Below are 22,462 nucleotides of genomic sequence, written 5' to 3'. Positions count from 1 at the left end.
TGTCTTCCCGGAAAGGCTGTGGTGTCGCCTGGAAATCCATGGCTCTCCGTCGCTTGTCGCGCACGAGCCCTTCGGCGACGCTCCCGCGTCTCCTTCCCCCAAGGCCCCATGAACGCACTGCGAACCCCCAGCATCCTCGCCGCGTTGCTGCTGCTGTCCCCCGGCTGCACCTCGTCACGTCCACCGGCCCAGGTGGAGTCGCAGGCCTCCCAGGCCGCCGCCCCTACGGCGTCCCCCGCCCAGGTGGCGCTGCGCGGCTTCGTGGAAGCGTACTTCGAGGAGCACTTCCGCCGCTCGCCGATGTCCGCCACGTCCGCGGGCGTCCACACGTATGACGGGGAGCTGCGCGGCTTCCGGCCCGAGGAGCGGGCGTCGCACCTGGCGTTCCTGAAGGAACGGCTCGCGGCGCTGCCCGGGGCGGTGGATCGGGCCGCGCTGCCTCCCGGCGACAGGGCCGACTACGACATCCTGATGAACCACTTCCGGGCGCGCATCCTGGACCTGGAGACGGTGCGCTCGTGGGAGCGCAACCCGAACGCCTACCTGGGCTTCGCGTCCAACGCCGTCTACCAGCTCATCAACCGGGACTTCGCGCCGCTGGAGGAGCGGATGCGCTCGGCGGTGAAGCGCATGGCCCTGGTGCCGGAGGTGTTCGCGGCGGCGCCGGCGAACCTCCAGAACCCGCCCAGGCTGTGGACGGAGATCGCCCTGGAGCAGGTGAAGGGCACGCGCTCGCTCTACGCGCAGACGCTGCCGCAGGCCTTCGCGCCGGTGCAGGACGCCGCGCTCCAGGAGGCCTTCAAGAAGGAACAGGCCCGCTGCCTGGAGGCCATCGACGGGTACATCCGCTTCCTGAAGGACGACCTGCTGCCCCGCTCGAAGGGGGAGTTCGCCATCGGTGAGGAGACGTACCGCCAGAAGCTCCAGTACGAGGAGGGCGTCACCGACAGCATCGACTCGCTGCTGGCCTGGGGGCGCGCGGAGATGAAGCGCACGCAGGACCAGTTCCGCGAGGTGGCGGGGCGGATTGCGCCGGGCAAGGCGCCCATGGACGTGTATCGCGAGCTGGGCAAGGACCACCCGGCCGGGGCGGAGCTGGTGCCCACCACGACGGCGACGCTGGAGGACATCCGCCAGTTCCTCATCGACCACCGCATCATCACCGTGCCCAGCGAGGTGCGCGCGAAGGTGGCGGAGACGCCGGTGTTCAGCCGCGCGCTGTCCTTCGCGAGCATGAGCACGCCCGGCCCGTTCGAGACGAAGGCGACGGAGGCGTACTACTACGTGACGCCGCCGGACCCGGCGTGGAGCGCGGAGCAGTCCGAGCAGCACATGAGCTTCTACAACCGCTACGCGCTGCCCCTCGTCTCCATCCACGAGGCGTACCCCGGCCACTACGTGCAGTTCCTGTGGACCAATCGCATCCAGTCGAAGGTGCGCCGGCTGCTGGGCTCCGGCTCCTTCAGTGAAGGCTGGGGCCTCTACACCGAGCAGATGATGCTGGACGAGGGCTACGGCGGCACGGGCCCCCAGGCGGACCGGCTGCGGCTGAACCAGCTGGCGCTCTACCTCCAGCGGCTGGCGCGCTACGTGGCGGGGTTGTCCTTGCACACGCGCGGGATGACGTACGACCAGGCCGTGAGCCTCTTCGAGAAGGAGGCCTACATGACGCGCATCAACGCGGAGCGCGAGGCGCGCCGTGGCACGTCGGATCCGACGTACCTGGTGTATGCGCTGGGCAAGAAGATGCTGATGGAGCTGCGCGAGGACGCGAAGGTGAAGTGGGGCAAGGACTTCAGCCTCCAGCGCTTCCACGACGCGGTGGTCTCCCACGGCTACCCGCCCGTGCCCATCGTCCGTCAGCTGCTGCTCGGCGAGGACGCGGCGCCCTCCGCGTCCCGCTGAGCGTCCCAAGCCATGTCGCAGCGATTCACCGTGACCGCGCTCGTGGCGCGGTTCCTGGCGGGTGCCGCGTCCAGGGCGGGTGTCGCCGTCCAGGACCTCCTGGACGCCCACGGTGTCTCCTCGCAGCAGTTGCGCGAGCCGGACGCCCGTGTCCCGCATGAACTCGTGAGGACGCTCTGGGAGGAGCTGCCGCGCCGGCTGGGGGACGACGCCTTCGGGCTTCACTGCGCCCAGGAGTTGCCGCCCGATGCCTATGACCTGGTGGACCTGGCGATGGGCCATGCGTCCACCCTGGGCGAGAGCTATCGCACGTTCCTGCGCTACCAGTCCCTGGTCCATGACGCCGCCTCCTTCAGCCTGGAGGAGACAGGCCCGGTCGCGCGGCTCGTTCACATCTGGCCCGGGCCGGATCCGCTCCCGCGTCACATCAACGAGTTCGCGCTCGCGGCGCTGCTCGTGCGAGGCCGCAGGTACCTGCGGCAGGAGTGGGTCCCGCAGGAGGTCTGCTTCCAGCACGCGGCGCCCGCTGACACCCGGGAGCATCAGCGGCTGTTCCGCGCCCCTGTGCGCTTCGGCCACCCCATCAACGAAATGACGCTCGACCGGAGCCTGCTGGACCGGCCCATCCCGGTCTTCTACCCGGAGTTGGGCGCCGTGCTCGACCGGTTCGCGCAGGTGCTGCTGGGCAAGCTCCCCGCGCAGGGCGGGTTCCTGGACGACGTGCGCCGGGGCATCCTCCGGAGCCTGAGCGCCGGCCCTCCGGAGGCGGAGCTCCTGGCGCGCCAGCTCGGCCTGAGCAAGCGCAGCTTCTTCCGCCGACTTCAGGAACTCGGGACGAGCTACCAGCAGCTCATCGACGAACTCCGCCGCGACCTGACCGTGCGCTACCTCCGGGAGGGCAAGCTCTCCCTCTCCGAGATCGCCTTCGCGCTCGGCTACTCCGAGGCGAGCACCTTCCACCGCGCCTTCCGGCGCTGGACGGGGCAGAGCCCGGCGGAGTACCGGCGCTCGCTCACCGACGGGCCTCCACCCCCGCCACGGTGAGTGGCACGGTCTGCCAATGCATTGGCATCCCTGAGCAATGAACCCTCGCGGCCCGCTCTTCATAGTGGCCGCGAGCTGAACCGGCGAGGCCGGCTCGGCTCCTTGCTCAGGAGCGGTCATGAACGCGCTGCAATCCCTGTTGTCCTTCTTCACCGTGCTGGCACTCGGCCTTGGCTGCGGAGCGGCCCCCGCCGCGCGCGAGTCCCCCGAGGAACTCGGGCCGCCACGCGAGTCCTCCCTCTCGGCACTGCCCGCGTCGCCGCGCAGCACGCTGGCGGCGTTTCTCGCGGGCAGCAGCTCGCGGGTCTACTACCTGGATCCCGTCAGCACCGTCGCCGAGCTGGCATCACAAGGCTCGGAGTGGAAGTACTCCTGGCTGCCCGGGTCGGCGAAGCCGGGGAGCCCGCTGACAGGGTTCCAGCTCGGGAACAGCGCGCCGCGCGTCTACTTCATCGCGAACGACGGCCTGGTGCATGAGCTGTGGTGGGATGGCACCTGGCACGACCAGGCCCTGGCCACGCAGGTCGGGGCTCCCCCCGCCGCGGCGGACAGCCCGCTGGTGGGCTTCGTGCGGTCGGGGGTCTACCCGCGCGTGTACTACGTGGCCGCCAGCAACCGCCACGTCCAGGAGCTCACGTGGAATGGCATGTATTGGGGCGTCAGTGACGTGACCGAGCGCGCCGGTGCACCGGCGGCGGCGGTTGGCAGTCCGCTGACCGCCTTCCAGGTCAAAGGCAGCGAGGCGCGGGTGTACTTCGTGGGCAACAGCCGCCATGTCCACGAGCTGTGGGAGAACAGCGGCGGCGCCTGGGCTCAGCAGGATCTGAACCTCGCGGCGAACGCTCCCATGGTCGACAATGACACGGCGCTGACCGGGTTCGCGACGGACGGCACGTGGTCTCACGTGTATTACGTGGGCATGGACCACCATGTGAGCGAGCTGAAGTTCACCTCGCAGGGGTGGACGTACACCAACGTGACGCCACCGGAGGGCCCGTACGCGACCGCGCCCGCCACGGCCCTGACCAGCTTCGCGGTGAACCCTGGCAACGCTCGCGTCTACTTCGAGATGGCTTCCAATGCGGTGGGCGAGCTGTGGTGGGATGGGGCGCGCTGGCACCTGAACAACCTGACCGCACTTGCCGGCGCCCCTGTCGCCAAGGCCAGCAGTCCCCTGGCTGGGTTCGCGATCGACGGTGTCTACTCACGGGTGCACTACATCGCGGGCAATGACAACGTGATGCAGCTGGCATGGAGCGGGTCGAACTGGGGCTTCACGAACCTCACCACGACCGCGAACTGAGCCCGTCCCGGTTCCCGCGTCACCCGAGCCACTGTCAGTGGGTGAGGTCCTCGCGTTCCAGGGCCCACCATTCCCGGCCCGTGGGTGAGAAGCCGAGGAAGAAGTAGACGTGCTCGCGCGTCGCGGTGAAGAGGTACGGATCACCGCCTGTCAGTCCTGGCGCCAGCTCTTGGAGCTGGCGCGTTCCGCGGCGCGTGCCATCGCTCCTCCACAGCTCCGGTCCGGTGTGGCCGTCATCCGCGGAGAACAGCAGCGTGCCGGCCACGGGGAAGAGCCACGCAGGCGACCCGCTGGCCGGCCCGGGGGCGAGGTCCTTGAAGAGCCGCGTGCCCGGCGCCCTGCCGTCGCTCACCCACAGCTCCCGGCCCGTGGCGCCCCCGTCCTGGGCGCTGAAGAAGAGGCATCCGTCGAAGGCCACCAGGTACTGCGGCGGGTCCATCACCGGGCCGGGAGTGATGTCCTTTACCAACACGGTGCCGTCACGGGTGCCGTCCGTCACCCACAGCTCGCGGCCGACCTCGGGGTTCTCCGCGACGAAGAAGACGCGCCGGCCCACCACGGTCAGGTCCGTGGGGAAGGAGCTGTCCGACCCGGGGGAGACGTCCGCGAGGAGGAAGGTGCCCTCCGGCGTCGCGTCAGTGCGCCACGGCTCGTCGCCGAGCTCCGAGTACTGGTGGAAGATGAACAGCCCGCCCACCGCGACGGCGTCCGAGAACAGGAGGCTCTCCTGCCCGGGCATGAGGTCCAGCGCGACGGTCCCCGCGGCCGTGCCGTCCGTGCGCCAGAGGTCGAAGCCGGTCTCCTCCTCCACGGCCATGAAGTACAGGCGCCCCTGCAGCTCGATGAAGGCCTGGGGGCCGGAGCCCTCAGGCCCGGGCCACAGGTCCTTGACCATCCGCGTCCCGGCCGTCGTGCCGTCCGTCCGCCAGAGCTCCACCCCGTGCGTCCCATCGTCCGCGGCGAAGTACGCCACGCCGTCGTGCACGAACGGGCCTTCGAAGAACTGGCTGCCCTCGGGCCCCGGGTAGATGTCCTTCACCAGCCGCGTGCCGCCCGGCGTGCCGTCGCTCCGCCAGAGCTCGAAGCCGTGGATGCCGTCGTCCGCGAAGAAGAGCAGCGCTCCCCCGAACGGCGTCATGCTCCTGGGCCCGGAGCTGTCCGGCCCCGGGCGGAGGTCCGCGACGAGCCGGGTGCTTGCCGCCGTGCCTGCCGTCGCCCACAGCTCGGCGCCGAAGCTCGGGTCATCCGCCGTGAAGAAGAGCGTGCTGCCCACGCTCGCGCTCGCGGTGATGCGGGGATCGTCCGGTCCGGGGATGATGTCCTGCACCAGGTAGGCAGGCCCCGCGCCGGGGTCGCGGCTCCTGTCACCCTGCTCGCGCTCCACGGCCTCGCCGTCCCCGGTTTCGGGGAACACGGCCACGGCGGCGGCCAGCTCCACACCGCCGCCCCTGACGAGCCTCAGCGCCCACAGCTCGGTGCCCCGCGCCGGCTCGGTGGCCGCGAAGTACACGCGTGAGCCCGAGCGCGTGAAGTCATGCGGCGCGCTCGAGAAGGCGCCCGGCACCAGGTCCGCGACCCGCGCCGTCCCTCGGGTGGTGCCGTCGCTGCTCCACGGCTCATGGCCCCGGCCCTGCTCGCGCGCGGTGAAGAAGAGACGGCCCCCCTGCGCGGTGAGCTGCGCGATGCTGGACCCGGCGGGCCCGGGCATCACGTCCTTCAGCCGGAAGGTTCCGCGCGGCGAGCCGTCACTGCGCCACAGCTCGTCGCCCGCGTCGGGCGTGTACGCGGAGAAGTACACCGCGCCGCCCAGGGCGGTGAGCGACCGGATGTGCGGGCTGTCCGGGCCAGGAAGGAGGTCCTTCACCAGCCGCGTCCCCCCGCGCGTGCCATCACTGGTCCACAGCTCGGCGCCGAGCACTCCGTCGTCCGCGGTGAAGAAGAGCCTGCGTCCCGCGGCGGCGAGCGTGTTCGCGCCGTCGAACGAGAGCAGCGCATGGATGTCCGCCACGGCCACCGTCCCCTCGGGGGTGCCGTCGCTCTTCCAGACGGTGAAGAGCCTCGGCCCGTCCTGGAGTGTGCCGTCCTCGCTCTTCGCGCCGATGATGGGGGATTGGCCGATGATGAAATAGAGCACTCCATCCGCGACGATCGGGCCCACCGTGTAGACGTCGACCCGATCGGTGAAGTCGAGCAGCGTGACGATGGCTCCCGTCCTCCCATCCAGTCGCTGGAACGTGTAGCCACCGAAGAAGTAGAGGTGATGGCCCATCGGCACGAGCTCGGTAGGAGGATAGGCCAGTCCCGTGGGCACCACGCGGGTGGTGCCCGGAACGCCTTCGGTCCGCCACAGCTGGGAGAAACCCAGCTCCGGCGAATACGCTCTGAAGTAGAGGACTCCCTCCAACGCGGCCAACGTGGACGCGTACGACGACGCGTCTCCGACGGCGATGTCCTTCACCAGCCGGGTGCCCGCGCGCGTCCCATCACTGGTCCACAGCTCCAGGCCATGCGTGCCGTCGTCGGCGGTGAAATAGACGCGCCGCCCCGCCGTCATCAGGCCGCGCAAGGAGGCACCCGCCGGGCCGGGCCGGATGTCCTCCACGATGCGCGTCCCGCCGGGGGTGCCGTCGCTCTTCCACAGCTCCGTGCCGTGCGCGGCGTCGGTGGCGACGAAGAAGAGCGTGCCGTTCACGTCCGTCAGCTCGGCCGGGCCCGCGCTGAGCCGGCCAGGGACGCTGTCCTCCACCCGGTACGGGGAGCTTGTCGAAGCCGCGTCCTCGCTCGCGCCGGCCTCCTGGAGCTCCAGTGCGGAGGGTTCGCCTTCGGCCTCCTCGCCAGGAACCGCCGCGGGGCCGCTACAGGCCAGGACCACGGCCAGGGCCAGCGGCGAAAAGAGGACTCCGGCAGGCAAGCGCATGAGGCTCCTTCTTGGCGCATGGACGCGCGAAGACGTGATGCGCATGGTGCGCACGCCGCCCTGCCGGGACGAGGTGCCCTCCTGGCCGGCCCGCGTGTCGGCTACCGCCCGAAGTGCCCATCAAGACCGCGCAGGGCCTCCCGTGCGCCCGCCTCCGTGACGAAGCGGGCGCGCGGTCCGGCGACTACTTCTCCTGGGTGACCTTGTTGTCCGTGCCGTTGCGGCTGATCTTCGGCTTCGACTTGCCGTGGCCGCGCTTCCAGGTGACGGTGTTGGAGCTCCCCGTGACGGAGATGGCGCGGGTGGCCTCCACCTTCACCTTGTTGTCCGTGCCGTTCACGCTGACGCTCTTGCACTCGCCGGTCAGCGTCACCGTGTTGTCCGCGCCGGTGATCTCCACCGTGCTCTCCGGCGTGCACGCGTGCGTCGCCGTTTCGCCAGAGCCGGTGATGTCGATGTTGCCCTGCGCCTCCGAGTCCTCCTGCGCGACGGCCGTCATCGGGCCGAAGGCACATGCCACCATCATGAACACTGCCGTGCCGGACTTCCTGTTCATCCGTGTCCCCTGGGGAGAGGTGCGAGCCTGACGCCGCACGGGTCCCCTCTACGTGACGGGCGACGGAAGATTCAACCCGGGCCTTCCGGGCCCGGCCCATTGGTGATCGCAGCCACCTTGGGCTAGATCTCTTGTCCTACTATCCAGTGAGGGCTCGATGCCCAAGTACGTAGGGGAGTCCGGAGAGAACCGCCTTTTCCAACACAAGGACCTGGCGGGTTTCTATTACGTGGCCAAGCTGCTCCGCGAAGAGGATCGCGACGGCGATTTCCTCTACGTGGGTCTCGGGCGCAGTCCGGTGGTGATCATGGAGTTCCTGCGCCAGGCCTTCGACATCGATGCGCAGGACCTGCCGCTCAGCATCGAGACGACGAAGGATGAATACGCGAAGGGCAAGCGCGAGGTGCCCTACGACGAGTCGATGGCGAGATTCATCGATCACTATCTGCCGAAGACGCTGCTCCGGGGGCGCAAGGTCATCCTGGTGGACTACGTGGACTCCGGCTACTCGCTGCTCAGCGCGCAGGGCCTCATGGAGGCGCACCTGAGGGCCATGGGCCTGCACGAGGAGGCGGAGCACGTCTACATCGCGCCGCTGACGAACCTGGAGAAGTTCCTCACGGCGGAGAAGTCCGTGATGGGCCGCTTCAGACCCGACATCAGCGCCGCGCACCGGCTGCTCAAGGTGCTCCACGCGACCATCGACAAGGAACCCTTCTCACGCTTCCCCAGGACGTCCGAGAAGAGCATCCGTGAGGGCAGGTTCCCCCAGCCCGATCAACAGGCCGTCGCCCGGCTTCAGAACGTCATGAGGCTGGCGCTCCGGCATCTTGGGGAGGACCGGGAGCAGGTCGAGCTGGCGCTGCGCACGTCCAAGTTCCTCGAGCAGAAGCGTCGCCCTGGGCGGACCTTCCAACAGGCGATCAAGGACATCCCCCCGCGAGGACAGCTCACCCAGAGCGTCGTGGTGAAGGAACACCTGAACGAAAAGTACAGCCGCCTCTCCGCGGAGGAGTACGGCATTCCCAACGGGCGGCTGGCCTACGAGTTCCGGCGAGGCCTCGCCAGCGCGAAGCGCCATCCCTACGTGGCGACGGGGGTGGGCGTGTCCTTCGCGATCCTGGCCATCTTCTTCATCTACATGCTGGTCAAGGTCCTGATGTCGATGCAGGCCGTGGACCCCTCCGACCGCGTCCAGGAACTCTGAAGGGAACCCCCGCATGCCCGGCGTTCTGCGCTACCGCTTCTCCAACATCGACGCGCTCGTGGACCGGATGTTCGACCCGCAGGTCCGGGAGCCCCGGCAGTACATCCGCGCCGCCAGCGAGCTCCAGGACTCGGACGCCGGTGATCAGCAGATCGCCGCGGTCTGGATGATGGACCGCTCGGACCTGGACCTGATGCTGGCCACGCTGCTGGACGGGTGGCTCAACCCGCAGGACGAGCGCGGGAGCTGTCCTGCTTCGGACCGGCGCTTCCTCCAGTTCCTCTCCAGCTACGTGCGCAAGAACGAGATGACGTTGTGGGTGCCCCACCTCATCAAGAAGAGCACCTTCGTCAACGTGGCCAAGGGCGTCACGTACCATGCGCCGCGCTATCGCATCGATGCATGGCGGCAGTACCCCCTGGTGGGCCCTGACGACAACACCCCGTGGCGGGTGGAGAACGTCCGCCGCCTGCTGATGCTCTTCGCGGCGGGGGCCCACTTCGTCGTCCTGCACAACTACGGCGACACGAAGATTGAAAGCGATGACTTCTACGGCGCGTTCGGCAAGAGCTTCGGCGCATGGACGCCGTGGGGCGGCATGCAGAACACCGCCATCGGGCACAGCCACTACCGGTACCACGGCAGCAAGGGCCCCGTTCCCTCGCTCGGGACGGCGTATGCCTATCCCTACGTGACCGGAGAGCTCGCACCCAAGAAGGACTGCCCCTTCATCTGCTCGCTCATCGTCGACACGACGGATTGGAAGAACAAAGCCATCATCGACGGGAACGTGGAGTACTTCGACTACAACACCTTCTTCCAGTTGGAGGGGTGGCCCGGGACGTACGTGACGGGAAAGCTGGGCCTCAAGGGACGCCACGGCCGGGACTTCGACCTGCACCAGGCGACGCTCTGGAACATCTCCACCTTCGGCCTGTGTCCGTACAGCGAGAAGCGGGGCACGCCCATCTTCCTCGCGCCCAGGGACTACCGCTTCCAGTCGGACTCCTACGGGATGCGCATGCCGAAGTTCGCGGGGGCCCGCGAGGTCCAGACGTGGTACCGGCCCGAAGCGCTGACCCCCGCGAAGGCCGACGTGGTCTACGCGCGCTGAGGCCCGCGGCGGCAGGCGCCTAGACGCGGAAGCCGCTCACGACGCCCTGGATGCCCTGGAAGGCGACCTCCAGCCGCTGGATGGCGGACTCCACGTCCTCGTTGGCCTGCACGCTGTCCTTCATCATCCGGGAGAAGTCCGTCACCACCGCCGTCATCTGCACGATGCCGGCGTTCTGCTGGGTGAAGGAGTGCACGATGTCCTGGGCCGCGCTGCTGCTGTCCCGCACGGCCTCCGTCAGCTGCCGGAGGCTCTGCCCGGAGGAGAGCGCCTCGTTGATGCCCTCCGCCATCTTCTGGTGGCTGCTCTCCACGGACGCGGTGACGGCGCTCACGGAGGTGCTCATCTCCGACAGCAGGCCGCTGATGCTCTGCGCGCCGCGCAGGGACTGCTGGGACAGCGACCGCATCTCCCGGGCCACCACCGCGAAGCTGCGCCCATGCTCGCCCGAGCGCGCCGCTTCGATGGCGGCGTTGATGGCCAGCACGTTGGATTGATCCGACAGGTCCTTCACCGTCTTGAGGATGGCGGACGCCTTGCGCGAGCCCTCCGTGAGCCGCGCGATGGCCGGCATCAGCTCGCCCACCTGGGTGCGCAGGTGCTCCAGCGCCTCGCCGCTCTGCCGCAGGCGCTCCTGGCCCGTCACGCTGGTCTGCTCCGCGCGCTGGGCGACCTGCAGCACCGTGTGGGCCTGCCGCGAGGCCTCCAGCGACCGCTCCTGGATGTCCCGCATCGCCACGCTCGCCTCCTCGATGCTGGACGACTGGCGCGCCAGCTGCTGGGACTGCTCGCGGCTGATGTGCGTCAGCCCCTCGACGCTGCCCGCCAGCTCCGTCAGCGTCTCCTGGAGGGTGACGGGAATCGTGCGCAGGCGCTGCACCAGGTGGTTGATGCTCTGGGCCAGGAGGCCAATCTCATCCTCGGACCGGATGTGGATGACCTGGGTGAGGTCGCCCTCGGTGGCGATGCGCGAGGCGACCTGCGTGAGGCGCAGCAGGGGCCGGGCCACCTGCGACACCAGCCACACCGACAGCGACGCGAGCACGCCCAGCAGGATGAGCCCCAGCAGGACGAGGCGTCGCTGGGAGCCTTCGTGCTCCTCCCGCGTGAGGGCGAAGGAGGCCCCCATCTCCCGCTGGTCTTCCTCGGTGGCGCGCGTCAGCGCGTCCCGCACCCGGTTGTAGCGCGCGGCCATCTCCGGGAGCCGGGCGGCGGCCTGGGCGTCCTTGTTAATCATCCGCTCGCTCGTGTCGCGGGCGAAGGCCACGTAGTCGCGCAGCTGCGCCTCCAGCGCGTCCAGGCGCCCCGGGGCGATGGCGGGGTTGGTGCGCCCCTCGGCGAGCCGCTGGAGGAAGCGCTTCGCGGTGGCGTCCGACTCGGCCAACTGCTCCAGGTCCTCCGCCGCCACCGCGTCCTGGAGGCCGCGCTGCAGCTCTTGCAGGAGCACGTCCAGGTCCCGGCTGAGGAGCACCGCGGGGACGTAGCCCTTCTCGATGCGCTCCAGGTGCTCCCGGGTGCTGCGCCCGAGCAGCTCCGAGAGCCCGATGATGGCCACCAGGAAGAGGGCCGCGAGGACGGGGAGCAGCAGGACCTTGTGCTGGAATCGCATGGCGCCGGGTTCGCTCTCTCAGTCCAGGAGGGTGAGGACCTTCAACCCGGGGGTGGGGGTGTTCGCGGGCACGTAGCCCACGGCGCCGGGGTTCGCGCGCACGAAGGCGAGGACCTCGTTCTCCGACGGCAGCTCGGGGGGCGGAACGTCGCGGCCGGAGAAGATGCGCTGCTGCCAGAAGGCCCGGACGGCGGGCAGCGAGCGCTTGAGCACCTCGTCGCAGAAGGCGGCGCGCACCGGCGAGCTGTCGTTCAGGTCCACCGGCAGCGCCGTGGCGCCCGAATCCCACTGGGTGCTCTTCTTGAAGAACAGCTGCGAGAGCCGCGCGCGGCTCAGCTCCGTCACCGGGTTGGAGGGATGGACCACGACCTTGTAGGTCGCCGACGGTGAACCCCGCGCCGGTCCGGCGAAGAGCCCGATGAACCCACACAACAGGAGCAGGGAAAGCGTTCTCATGGCGTCTCCAGAGGGGGGCGGGGCTAGAAGCTGAACTGCGAGCCCAGGGACAGGAGCCGCGTGTGGGGCTCCGGGTGGAGGAGGGCGGCCAGGTCGTCGGTGGCCTCGGGCATGGCGAAGCGGTTGCCGATGACGTTGTGGAACGACACCTTGAAGACGAGGTGGGGGTCGAACCAGTAGTTCAGCCCCACGGCGACCTCGCGGTGGCGCAGGTAGGTGACGAGTTCGTCGGGCACGGCGGTGGGCGCCCAGGTGCGCGAGCCCTCCACGCGTCCGGCCACCTGCCAGTGCGGGGTGACGAAGTACGCCGCCTCCAGGTAGCCCGTGCGCGCCGTGGCCACCTCGGAGAACAGGTTGAAGAACTCGGCCCGCAGCCACAGCGACTCGCCCAGGTACTCGGCGCCCACGCCCACCACGCCCAGCACGTCGTGCTCGCCCTCCGCCGTCTTCGTCGGGGTCCGGGACACGAACCCGGACGTGGTGAAGCGCAGCCCCTCCAGCGGCGCCCACAGCGCCAGCCGCCCGCCGGCCAGCTGCGATTCAATGACACACAGCCCGCCCTCGGTGTCGTCACAGTCCTGGGAGAGGGGCTCCTTCAGGTCGAGGAAGCCGCCGTAGGCGTCGTACTCCACCATCCACTCCCCCGGCAGGTTGATGCGGCCGGTGAGCCCCAGGCCGTTGTAGTTCTCCACGCCAATCGACGTGGGGCCGTACGTCCCCTGCGGCAGGGCGTTGAAGGGCCGCAGCGTGCCCACGTCGTAGATCTCCGAGTACAGCGCCAGGGGGAGCTGGTTGCGGCCCACGCGCAGGTGGAACTTGTCGGAGAAGGCGTACTCCGCGAAGGCATAGTCCACCTCCAGCTCCAGGTCCTGGCCGGGCGCCTTCTCGAAGGAGAACTGCGTGTTGATGACGAGGCGCTCCGTGGGCAGGGCCCGGACCAGCAGCGTGCTGCCCACGTCATGCAGGCCCAGCTCCTCGTTGCCGCCCAGGTAGACGTTCTCCCAGGTCCTGCCGGTGCTCAGGTGCCCATAGCCGTGGATGAAGAACTTCCCATCCGCCAGGGGCATGCCGGACGCGGTGCCGGAGACCAGGAGGAATCCCAGACACAGGGAGAGCCGTCGCAGATGAAACATGGAAGTGCCTTTCAACGGCGCCCGGGGGGGACGCCGCCGCCAACTCACCCGTGACGCATGTCTGCGCGGGTTGTAGCTGTATAAGAAAATTGAAACACCTTGTCCAGGGGAGCGGAGGGGGAACCGCGCGCGCCAGGCCCGGAATCACCGCCGTTGGCTGGAGGCCAAAGCAGATGTCTGTCCATTCCTGGTATCAGCTTCAGCCGTGAAACACGGGACTTCAATGACAGACATACTCGCTGGCGCCGGTGGATGCCTGTTTTGAAGTGAATGCGGTCAAGACCCGAATGAATTGCGATCCTGGGTCCGCTCTGGGAAGTTCCCGGGCTCTCCCGGAGCCTGAACATGAAATGCCCCGCCTTCGCAGCCGTGGTCACCCTCTGGAGTGCACTTGTCCTGGGCAGTTCCGCGCACGCGGCCGAGCAGGGCACGGCGCCCCGTGCCGACGGGTTCGCCGGTTGCCAGGACGCGAAGTCGGACGCGGCGCTCGCCGGTTCCCTCTGTGCTCGCTTCAGTGCGCCGTTGGACTCCGCGGCCCCGAGCGGTGAGCGGATCGAGCTCTTCGTGCGCAAGTTCCCGGCTCCGGGCCGGTCGGCCGGGCAGGTCTGGCTCGTGGCGGGTGGGCCCGGCGAGTCAGGGGCTTCGTTCTACCCGCTGCTGAAGACCCTGCGGGCCGCCTTCCCGGGATACGACCTGCTGGTTCCGGACCATCGCGGGACGGGTTTCTCCAGCCGGCTCTGCCAGAAGGAGGAGGCCGTCGACAGTGCCGGGGGCGCCGCGCTCGAAGGCGCCGAGTGGGCGACCTGCTTCGAGGCGCTGGAGTCCGATTCCAAGCGCACTCGCGCCTTCACCATCACGCACTCCGCCCGAGACTTGAGCGCGCTGATGGAGCGCTACTCCACGGGCCGGAAGACGTGGCTCTATGGGGTCTCCTACGGCACGCAGCTGGTGTTGCGCATGATGACGGTGGCCGCGCCGCGGCGCCTCGATGGCATCGTGCTCGACTCCCTCGTTCCACCGGAGACGACGGACCAATGGGACCTCAGTCATCGCTCGGCCGTCGTCGACGAGGTGGGCCGCGCGGTCCTCGCGAAGTGCGACGCGGACCCGGCCTGCCGGGCGCGTCTGGGGGGCTCGGCGGTCGCCGCGATGCAGGGGCTCGTCGACGATCCCAAGTTGTCCGAGGCCGTCCCGGGGGGACGTCCGAAGCTCTTCTTCGGCGCACTGCTGAACAGCCCGGAGCTGCGGGCGCGGATTCCCCTCGTCCTCTCGGGCCTCCGGAGCGGAGACCTCAAGCCGTTGCAGCAGGTTGAGCGGGACCTGGAGGCACTGGGCGCCGTGTTCGACCATTTCCCTCAGTCCCCGGTGTCCATCCCGCTCGTCGCGGTGATCAGCGCCTCCGAGAACAACGCCAGGCCAGACCTCACCCAGGCCCAGGTGGAGGCGGAAGCCGCCCGGTTCCTGTTCGTCAGCAGTCTGCCGGGTCAGCTCGTCGGTCGGACGTCCTTGGCCTATCCACGCGACGAGTGGTTCGGCAAATCTCCCACCGCGCTTCCTCCGGTGCTGGTGCTCCAGGGCGACATGGACCCGAAGACGCCCCTCGCTGGCGCCCAGGCCCATCTGCGCCTCCTGCCCGAAGCCGCGGGCGTCAACCTGTTCACCGTGAAGGGTGGGCCGCACTTCCTGCTCTTCACGGCGCCAGATTGCTTCAAGGCCGCGGTGAGCAGCTTCATCCAGAAGCGGCGTGCTCCTCGTGCGGCTTGTTCGCTTTGACCCGCGCCTGACGTCTACGGAGCGGGGATGAACTTGAACTCCGCGATGACGATCTCCGCCTCCTGACCGTTCTTGGGCGCGCGTCCCTGGAAGAGCCAGAAGTTCATGTGGACGGGCAGGGGGGTCTGGGGAATGCGCTGGACGTAGTCCGGCGGATTGAGCAGCCAGCTGGCCATCTGATTGGTGTTGCCATCCTGGTGGCCATGCAAGGCCTGGAAGTAGACCTGCGTCGAGGACCATTGGAAGCGGTAGGTGGAGTAGGTCCCCCCGAGGCTGATGGCGTAGGCCTGATGGGAGTAGGGGACGCCCGTCACCGCGGGGTACACGGCCCAGTTGCCCATCTGCGGCTGACTGCCGCCCCACTTCGCGAATTCGATATCGATTTCATTCGTGCCGTCCGGGCCCACGTCGGGACGCGTGTAGTTGAACAGGCCCAGGACCACGTTGTCGTCGAAGAGGTCCGGCCGGCCAATCACCTTGAACTGGTACGTGCCGTACCCCAGCCGCTGCTGCGGCATGTAGACCTCCGCCGTCGTCCAGCGTCCGTCGCGCCAGGCGATCTTCAGGTGGAGGTAGCCGTTCGCATCGACCCAGGCGTTGCGGTCATCCCAGGCATTGGGGCCCGGGCCGCCCTGACCGCTGCGGACCTCCCATTGGTAACCCGAGAAGGAGACGCTCTTCGCCTCCGCGAGCGGAGTGAAGGCAATGCTGGAGACGAGAGCGATACCAAGGACCTGTGAGCCGCGCATGGATGACCCCCACTTCGAGAAGGGTGCCTACGTAAAGCACGCCTTCCGGCATATACATCTTTTGCTAGGATTGAAATGGGGTTGCCTCCGTGTTCTATCATCCCCCCGGTGCTTCCGTGGAGTGCCTGACTGCTCGGGTGGTTCAAGGCCCGATTCGCGCCCTGCCGCGACAATCCTGCGTCAGGGCGCGCAGCCTGGATCGGCGGGGCTCCAGGTGTACTGGGAGTCCAGCGTCAGCACCTGTTCCACCACGGGGCCCTTCATTCCCCGCGCGGTGAGGCGGAAGGTCTGCTCCGGCGCCGTGCCCGAGACCTCGGCGCGGTAGATGAAGCGACAGCCCGCGATCCATGTGTCATCAGGCACCGGCGCGCGGGTGCCGTCGAGGCACGGCTCCGGAGCGAAGCCCACCTGGGCGGCGCTCTCCGAGTAACGGTCCTTCTCTCCGAAGTACGCCTTCTGGGAAGCAAAGAACGCCTTGAGGTTGCTGGCTCCCTCGCACAGCGGAGCTGGCAGGGGCGTCCCCTCCGGCCTGCGCACGCCATGGCACTCCTCGAGGACGAGCTCGGAAGGCCACACGCGCACGGGCTGCCTGTCCACATACCCATGCGTCAGGGTGTACGTGAGCCCTTCGGCGAGTCCGCCCACGCCCACCGCGCGCACGCTGAAGGTGCTGTTGTCGGGAGCGGAGCCGGCCACCGAGACCGCATAACGGAAGTGGCAACCCGCGAGCCAGGTGGCGTCCGGCGTGGGCACGCGGCTGCCATCCGTGCATGGCGCAGGGGAGGGGAGGCGTGTGACGTCCGCCGTCCAGGCGTCCTTCTCTCCGAAGAACTCCTGCTGTCCCGCCAGCAGCCCGCTGAAGCCAAGGAGCGCCTCGCATCGCAGCCGCTCGCGCAGCTCCGCCTCGGTGCTGCTTCGCGAGGGTGCGACCGGCGCGGGTGCGGGCGCGGGCGCGCTGGCCTTGACCGGAGCGGGAGCGGGAGCGGTCGGCTTCTCCTGCCGCTCACAACCGCCCAGCACGACCAGCGCCGAGACGAAACGGATGACCCGGAATGAGAGGCTTCGCACGCTGGACTCCTGGGGTTCGCATTTCCAGGCATCCATCATGGCGGTTTCCTCGCTCCTATTGCCATGCGAACTGGATGGACTCACTGGAAGGCTTCTCCCTGCATGCCAATACGCACCTCCATGCCAGCGACAGGCAGGGGCTGGAGCGGATGTGCCGCTATGGGGCGCGTGGCGCGCTGGCGCTGGAGCGCCTGTCGCGAATGGAGGATGGCCGCATCGCCTACCGCATGAAGCGCCCGCTGCCGGAAGGCACCACGCACCTGCTCTTCACCGGGCTGGAACTGTTACGGCGTGTCGCGTCCCTGGTACCTCCGCCTCGGGCAAACCTCACGAGGTTCCACGGCGTCTTTGCTACAGGCGCCAAACTGCGGCCATTTCTGGTCCCCCGAGCGGGAGAGGAGGAAACGAGCGTGGCGCCCCAGGCAGCGGCCAGCAAGGAGCCGCTGAAGGAGAAAACGCCGCGAGAGGACTGGGCCGAGTTGCTGAAGAGGACGTTCGACTTCGACGTGTTCGCCTGCGTGAGGTGTGGAGGCAGACGGCGAGTGCTGGCGTACGTGAACGAGGCGGGAGGAGTACGAGCGATTCTGGAGCACCTGGGCCTGCCCACGGCAGGTGCGAGGCTGGCCCCGGCGAGTGGGCCCCCTCAAGCCGCAGGGTGTTGAGGCTCAAGCCGCCCCAGCCAAGAGAGCCAAGTCCTGCCGCGCACCTGAAGGGAGCGCGGCCAGGGCCGGGTGTACCCCAAGGGGCTGCGCGGCTGCTCCACCCGCTTGGCGCACTGCTCGGGCGGCCCCCATCAACAGCCCTCCGCGGCCCCTCCGCTCCTGCCCTCACCCTCCACATGGCCTCTATCCTGCCTATACGCTGTCGCTGAGGACTCATGGTTCTCCTTCCGCGACTGGCTGCTCAGCGTCGGGAAGGAGAGGGCAGTCAGCGTAACGACGTGAGAATCAGACCGCTATTTCCGGAAGAACGGCGGTTAGTTCTTTCCTGAGAGCATTGCCTGATTCGTGATGCATTACTCTGCTGATTTTGTCGAAAAACTCCTTCTTGCCTGCTAGACCAAGATGATTGGCAACAGTGCCAGCGATCCCCTTGTTGTCGTACATCCTGAGGATTCCTTCTAGATTGGCGCTGTCGAGGTTGGTCTCCAGTCTCGATTTAAAGTCATTGTAGATCGAGCGAGGGATAATGTTTTTTACCTCTTCAGTAAAGGCTGTCTCGAGGTCTTCGATTGTTTTCATTGAGACTTCGACATTCTTGAGTTTGTTGTCGATGACCCGCGTAACGTATCTGCAAGATGCGGCTTCGAGGTCGGCTCGTGCAATCTTGATGATCGCCGAGGTTAGGTTTTTTAGTCTTTCCTCTGGGGTTGAGCAATGGAGTATGTCGGCAAGCGCAAGGAATACTTTCGGCAGTGCAAAGAGGCTTTCGATTTCTGAGACTGGGAGGGTAAATATGTGAAGACTCTTGAGGCGCTCTATTTCAGCATTGTCGCGATCATCGGCATCGACTATTCCAAATGATGCTCCCAAGTGGAGTCGCTTGGCGTTTCGCCGGAGGCTACTTGTAGAACGAATCACGTCTGAGCATGAACCAAGGGGGATGACCGTAAATAGGGGGTATTGCGATCGGTAGACTATAAGATCAATGCTGGATGATTGACCTTCGACGAATAGGATTGGGCGGCGACTTCCCACGATTTCTGCAATGACCAGTTCGGGAATCTCGCCATCCTCGGGTAGTTCGTCAATATCCCAAGCCCCTTGTTCTTGATTTGAGGCGTAGGCGCGGATGAAGTATCGCGCGACTGCTGATTGAGTTGTTGCGAAATCGAGATCGTGGGTTATGTATATGAATGCGCAGTCGGGCCGAGCGGCTTCAAGTTCGTTCCAAAGTCGACCAAGAATGGCCTTGTGTATGTGGCTTTCTGGTTCGTCGATAATGAGGAGCGAGTCGGAAGGTGCGAGAAGGCACTGTCCAATGTAGTAAAATATTGCGCGCTCGCCATCGCTTAGTTGCGTGGCTGGGTAGGCTGTGTTGGCAGGCGGTGGCGTTTCTGGTTTTGGTGCTGGCGAGACGTCGATGGATGTTTCGTTGGTGGTGAGTGTTCGGTGAGGCAAAAGACGCTCCCAAATGGCCCTAAGTGTCGATAGTTTGGGGAGGGGCAGGGGGCCTGGATCGTCTTTTCGGCGGTCAGGAAGGTATTGGAGCGCTACGCGTGATTGTTCAGCGAACAGCGCTTGGAGCAGATGCTCAATATCGTTGAGCGGGGTTGTGGCGGGACTTCCCCTCCAGCGGCTGCCTAATCTGTAGTGATGTGTATCGAGTGGACTTGTGCCCTTCGGGGTTTCCGTGCCGAACCATAGGCGCTCGGTTGCTGTCTTGAGCGATGTCAGTGCTATGTGTTCGGGCATTGATAGTGATTTTTGTGCTGAAATTCTGAGCGACTTGTTGCCCGGGAGCGACGCCTCTATGTGGACGCCAAGTCGGGTTTTTCCTGAGCCGTTTGCTCCGATGAAAATTATTGAGTGTCCAGGCTGTGCTTTGAGCTTGAGGGAAGGGGCTGCGTTTGGTCTTGGAATGCTGATTTCGAATGATGTGTTGGATGTCATTTTTTTGGGGGGTGGTTTCTTTGCTGTGAGGCGTTCCCAGATTGCCTGAGCGTGGTGAAGGTACTCTACGGGAACCATGCGCACGAGTGGCTATGTATGGGCGAAGATTGTGAAGCGGACGCCGTCCACGCGACCGTTGACCATGCGGAGGTATGTGCCCCGCTCCCCGTCGTAGCCCAGACAACACCGTCCGTGAGGACCTTGCCCGGCTCGCCGCCCAACAGGAGGCGACGAACGAGCGCGCGGGTACCGCGCTGAAAGCCGCCGAGCGGATAGCGGTGGACCTCCACCGTCTCATGGAGGGGGTCCAGACGGAGGTACGCGGCGTTGGCGAGCGCATGGCCACTGCCGAGCAGGTGCGCCGCCTGGAAGATCGCATCATGGAGGTGGACCGGCTCGTAACGGAGCACGCGCCGGCCGTCGGCGCGGTGCCGGGCCTGGCGGCGAAGGTGGAGGCGCTGGAGAAGTCCTCGGCTGCCCACGGGGTTGCGGTGGAGGCCATCCCCGCCATCCGGGAGCGCCAGGACGCGCAGGAGCACCGGAACTCCCGTCAGGCTGGGGCGCTGTGGGTGGTGGGCGTCGTCGTTGGCCTGTTGGGGCTCGCTGGGCTGCGCGACTGCGGCCGCTGGTTCGTCCAGGCCCAAGCGCCCGCCCAGCACCAGTCCATCCAGGACGCGCCCGAGCCCGGTTCCCCCACGAGGCGCCGGTGAGCCTCGCGCTCTTCGCCGCGCACGTGCTCGCCGCGTGCGCCGCCCTCGTCCTGGCGGCCTGGGTCAGCGCTTCTCCATGACGCCGCCTACTCCCAGCAGCCGGAGCCTCACCATGCCCATCACCTCGCAGCGCGCCGCCTTTCTTCAGCTCGTCCTCGCGCAGATGCACGCGCCCTATCGCTGGGGTGCGAAGGGCCAGCGAGCCGCGGCGGACGGCCCGCGCCTCTTCGACTGTTCTGGCCTCGTGACGTGGTGCTTCAACCAGGTGGGCGGGCGCGACTGGAGGGCGGACTACAACACCGACCGGCTGTGGGAGGAGTGCGCGCCGGTGGCGAGCGTGGCGGACCTTCAGCCTGGTGACCTGGTGCTGTACGGCAAGGCCGGCGATCCGGACCACGTCATGGTGCACGTGGGCGTGGGTGTCGTGGTGGGCGCGTCCGGGGGCGGCAGCAAGACGCTCACGCTGGAGGACGCGGCGCGCGGACGCGAAGGTGAAGTCCTTCACCCGCGTGGAGTACCGCCCTGACGTCCTCGGCTTCCGCCGCCTGCCCTTCGTCTCCTGAGCCGCAAGCACCTTGGCCATGGCGCCCCCTCTCCTCGGGCTGGTGCGCCGCTGAACCCCTTTCCCGACGTCCAACCCGCAGCATCGCCAGGAGCACCTGCATGTCCACCCCCGCGACGTACACGCCGCCCGCCGAGCTCATCACCGCCGCCGAGAAGGCCCTGGCCCAGGCCAGTCCCGGCAAGCTCGCCACCGCCCTCACGCTCTACACCTGCTACGGCAGCGTCACCGGCGGACGCTCCGCGGTGACGGGCACCGAGCTGCCGCCGTTCGAGAAGTGCTCCGTGCTGGTGCGTGCCGGCTGGCTGGCCGTCGCCGAGGCCATCAACACCCCGGTCGCGTCCGTAACCGCGGTGCCGACGGGGCCGGTCGGGGCTCCCGTGGTACCGCCCGGCCAGAAGCCCAGCGTCGGCCGCAGCGTCCACTTCCAGGACGGGGCCAACGTGCTCGCCGCCACCATCACCCGCGTCCACCCCAACGGGAAGGTGGACCTGACTGCGTTCCCGCCCGGCGAGGAGTCCATCTGCGTGTCCGAGGCGGACGAGGCGCCCACCGACGTCCCGCGCACCGGCTTTGGCCCAGACCTCCACCGGCGCCAGATCCAGCATCCTGGACGCGCTGCTCACGCCCACCAACATCAGCGTCGCAGTCGTCGGCATCATCGGGCTCTTCGCCGGCGTCTCGTGGCTCACCGAGACGCGGAAGCGGCGCATCGCCCTGGCCGCCTACCACGCGTACCACGTGATGGAGGACGTCAAGGCGGAGTGCAAGGCCGCCGGGAAGTCGTACCCCTTCGTGGACATCACGGAGGCTGCCCTGGGCAAGGCGAACGAGTACATGGTCGCCAACGGCTGGCGCACTCTGAAGCCTCGTGAGCAGGCGTCCGCGACGCTCCAGTTCAAGTCCCTGCACGGCGAAGCGAAGGTGCAGGAGAAGGCGCAGGAGCAGGCCCTGATGGTCGCGCACGGCGCCGTCGCGGCGAAGTCGACCCTGGAGGGCGCGGTCCCTTCGATGCCCCGCGGGTAGCAGTCGCTGCGGGGCTGTCGCGGGTGCTGAGCGACGTGCCGGTGCGGACCGGATACCTGGAGGCACAGGCGGGCATCTCCTCCCTCACGGGCGCCTACGCGCGCCTGGAGGGTGGGGCGAGGCTCCGGGCCAAACTGGGCGTCTTTGGCTTCGCGGAGGTCAACCAGCGCGAGCGGATGGTTGGAGTGGGCGCTCGGTGGACGTTCGACTGGTGATGAACCCATGGTCTGCTCCAACGTGTCTGGGGCGGGCCAATGGGGCCACCTGGCTTTTGAGCTAAGGGGTGGGGGATGCAACCGCCCTGAAGTCCTGCAAGAGTTGGATTGCGACCTTCTCGCAAGAGAGATTGATGGTGGCCTCCGTGGCGTTGCAGTCCCAGGTGTCGAGCGGGGTCAAGAAGCGGTCGCCCATGCTGCGTGTTGACGTGAGGAGAAAGGTCGCGAGTACGTGCTTCGCGCCGAATGACGTAAGCTTGTAAACCAAGTCGTGAATCACTGTATAGTTTGGGACTTCTCGCTCGGAGATGACCTTGAAGCCTCGTCGCAACAAGGCGTCCTGCAAATTGCTCTCGACTGTGGCGTTCGTGTCTTCAGCGTTGTACGGCTTAAGGTGAATTGCTTGGAGTTTGGCGAGCAACTCTCTCTGGGGCTTCGTCATCCTTGTTAGCATTGGTGCTCCCTTTCGGTTGGGGAACGATATGCCGTACTGCTAAGGCTCG

Annotated in this window: 21 protein-coding genes; 11 read left to right on the top strand and 10 right to left on the bottom strand. The window is 67.4% G+C overall.

Annotation, left to right across the window (positions count from 1 at the left end; translation table 11 throughout):
- Positions 1–108 precede the first annotated feature (108 nt).
- From AABA78_RS02470 to AABA78_RS02460, 3 genes are all read left to right on the top strand, one after another.
- A complete protein-coding gene (locus AABA78_RS02470) occupies positions 109–1,905 on the top strand; it encodes a DUF885 domain-containing protein (protein WP_338261458.1) in 1,797 nt (598 codons plus the stop codon).
- Between the two features lie 12 nt (positions 1,906–1,917).
- On the top strand, positions 1,918–2,949 hold the full coding sequence (locus AABA78_RS02465) for an AraC family transcriptional regulator (RefSeq protein ID WP_338261456.1): 1,032 nt from the start codon (positions 1,918–1,920) through the stop codon (positions 2,947–2,949).
- Between the two features lie 118 nt (positions 2,950–3,067).
- The gene (locus tag AABA78_RS02460) at positions 3,068–4,252 is read left to right on the top strand and encodes a hypothetical protein (protein ID WP_338261455.1); all 1,185 of its coding nucleotides are present in this window, start codon (positions 3,068–3,070) and stop codon (positions 4,250–4,252) included.
- A 34-nt stretch (positions 4,253–4,286) separates the two neighbouring features.
- On the opposite strand, the gene AABA78_RS02455 is transcribed toward AABA78_RS02460, so the two are convergent.
- On the bottom strand, positions 4,287–7,169 hold the full coding sequence (locus tag AABA78_RS02455) for an ELWxxDGT repeat protein (RefSeq protein ID WP_338261454.1): 2,883 nt from the start codon (positions 7,167–7,169) through the stop codon (positions 4,287–4,289).
- A gap of 184 nt (positions 7,170–7,353) precedes the next feature.
- Positions 7,354–7,725 (bottom strand): DUF3060 domain-containing protein, encoded by a 372-nt coding sequence (locus AABA78_RS02450; protein ID WP_338261453.1) that lies wholly within the window; start codon positions 7,723–7,725, stop codon positions 7,354–7,356.
- A 157-nt stretch (positions 7,726–7,882) separates the two neighbouring features.
- Between AABA78_RS02450 and AABA78_RS02445 the strand changes: the two genes are divergently transcribed.
- Complete coding sequence (locus tag AABA78_RS02445) at positions 7,883–8,932, top strand: hypothetical protein (protein WP_338261452.1); 1,050 nt, start codon at positions 7,883–7,885, stop codon at positions 8,930–8,932.
- 13 nt (positions 8,933–8,945) lie between these two features.
- Positions 8,946–10,046, top strand: a complete 1,101-nt coding sequence (locus AABA78_RS02440; protein WP_171412738.1) for a hypothetical protein — start codon at positions 8,946–8,948, stop codon at positions 10,044–10,046.
- Positions 10,047–10,065: 19 nt separating this feature from the next.
- Here AABA78_RS02440 and AABA78_RS02435 read toward each other — a convergent pair whose 3' ends face one another.
- From AABA78_RS02435 to AABA78_RS02425, 3 genes are read right to left on the bottom strand one after another with little or no spacing between them, the layout of a single operon-like run.
- A complete protein-coding gene (locus AABA78_RS02435) occupies positions 10,066–11,655 on the bottom strand; it encodes a methyl-accepting chemotaxis protein (protein WP_338261451.1) in 1,590 nt (529 codons plus the stop codon).
- 18 nt (positions 11,656–11,673) lie between these two features.
- Positions 11,674–12,111, bottom strand: a complete 438-nt coding sequence (locus AABA78_RS02430; RefSeq protein WP_338261450.1) for a type 2 periplasmic-binding domain-containing protein — start codon at positions 12,109–12,111, stop codon at positions 11,674–11,676.
- Positions 12,112–12,134: 23 nt separating this feature from the next.
- The gene (locus AABA78_RS02425; RefSeq protein ID WP_338261449.1) at positions 12,135–13,244 is read right to left on the bottom strand and encodes a porin family protein; all 1,110 of its coding nucleotides are present in this window, start codon (positions 13,242–13,244) and stop codon (positions 12,135–12,137) included.
- Between the two features lie 345 nt (positions 13,245–13,589).
- On the opposite strand from AABA78_RS02425, the gene AABA78_RS02420 reads away from it, so the two are divergent.
- Entirely contained in the window at positions 13,590–15,017 is a 1,428-nt protein-coding gene (locus AABA78_RS02420) for an alpha/beta fold hydrolase (RefSeq protein ID WP_338261448.1), read from the top strand.
- Between the two features lie 14 nt (positions 15,018–15,031).
- Here the strand turns inward: AABA78_RS02420 and AABA78_RS02415 are convergent, their stop codons facing one another.
- Together AABA78_RS02415 and AABA78_RS02410 are read right to left on the bottom strand one after the other, a co-directional pair.
- A complete protein-coding gene (locus AABA78_RS02415) occupies positions 15,032–15,766 on the bottom strand; it encodes a glycoside hydrolase family 16 protein (RefSeq protein WP_338261447.1) in 735 nt (244 codons plus the stop codon).
- Between the two features lie 180 nt (positions 15,767–15,946).
- The gene (locus AABA78_RS02410) at positions 15,947–16,834 is read right to left on the bottom strand and encodes a hypothetical protein (protein WP_338261446.1); all 888 of its coding nucleotides are present in this window, start codon (positions 16,832–16,834) and stop codon (positions 15,947–15,949) included.
- 74 nt (positions 16,835–16,908) lie between these two features.
- Here AABA78_RS02410 and AABA78_RS02405 point away from each other — a divergent pair, with 74 nt between their 5' ends.
- Positions 16,909–17,496: a transposase gene (locus AABA78_RS02405; RefSeq protein ID WP_338261445.1), complete on the top strand. Its 588-nt coding sequence runs from the start codon at positions 16,909–16,911 to the stop codon at positions 17,494–17,496.
- Positions 17,497–17,781: 285 nt separating this feature from the next.
- On the opposite strand, the gene AABA78_RS02400 is transcribed toward AABA78_RS02405, so the two are convergent.
- Positions 17,782–19,524, bottom strand: coding sequence for an AAA family ATPase (locus AABA78_RS02400; RefSeq protein ID WP_338262365.1), 1,743 nt, complete (start codon positions 19,522–19,524; stop codon positions 17,782–17,784).
- A 260-nt stretch (positions 19,525–19,784) separates the two neighbouring features.
- Here AABA78_RS02400 and AABA78_RS02395 point away from each other — a divergent pair, with 260 nt between their 5' ends.
- A complete protein-coding gene (locus tag AABA78_RS02395; protein WP_338261444.1) occupies positions 19,785–20,156 on the top strand; it encodes a hypothetical protein in 372 nt (123 codons plus the stop codon).
- A 112-nt stretch (positions 20,157–20,268) separates the two neighbouring features.
- On the top strand, positions 20,269–20,682 hold the full coding sequence (locus AABA78_RS02390; protein WP_338261443.1) for a C40 family peptidase: 414 nt from the start codon (positions 20,269–20,271) through the stop codon (positions 20,680–20,682).
- Positions 20,683–20,932: 250 nt separating this feature from the next.
- Here the strand turns inward: AABA78_RS02390 and AABA78_RS02385 are convergent, their stop codons facing one another.
- Positions 20,933–21,271, bottom strand: a complete 339-nt coding sequence (locus tag AABA78_RS02385; RefSeq protein WP_338261442.1) for a hypothetical protein — start codon at positions 21,269–21,271, stop codon at positions 20,933–20,935.
- A gap of 20 nt (positions 21,272–21,291) precedes the next feature.
- On the opposite strand from AABA78_RS02385, the gene AABA78_RS02380 reads away from it, so the two are divergent.
- Positions 21,292–21,744 (top strand): hypothetical protein, encoded by a 453-nt coding sequence (locus AABA78_RS02380; RefSeq protein WP_338261441.1) that lies wholly within the window; start codon positions 21,292–21,294, stop codon positions 21,742–21,744.
- 41 nt (positions 21,745–21,785) lie between these two features.
- Positions 21,786–21,959, top strand: a complete 174-nt coding sequence (locus AABA78_RS02375) for a hypothetical protein (protein ID WP_338261440.1) — start codon at positions 21,786–21,788, stop codon at positions 21,957–21,959.
- Positions 21,960–22,020: 61 nt separating this feature from the next.
- On the opposite strand, the gene AABA78_RS02370 is transcribed toward AABA78_RS02375, so the two are convergent.
- Positions 22,021–22,401 carry a hypothetical protein gene (locus tag AABA78_RS02370; protein ID WP_338261439.1) on the bottom strand — a complete coding sequence of 127 codons (381 nt, stop codon included), beginning with the start codon at positions 22,399–22,401 and terminating at the stop codon, positions 22,021–22,023.
- Positions 22,402–22,462: the final 61 nt, after the last annotated feature.

The organism is Corallococcus caeni (assembly GCF_036245865.1).
Lineage (GTDB): Bacteria > Myxococcota > Myxococcia > Myxococcales > Myxococcaceae > Corallococcus > Corallococcus caeni.
The sequence above is the reverse complement of the archived record's forward strand: the minus strand, read 5'-3'. Positions and strand labels throughout refer to the sequence as shown.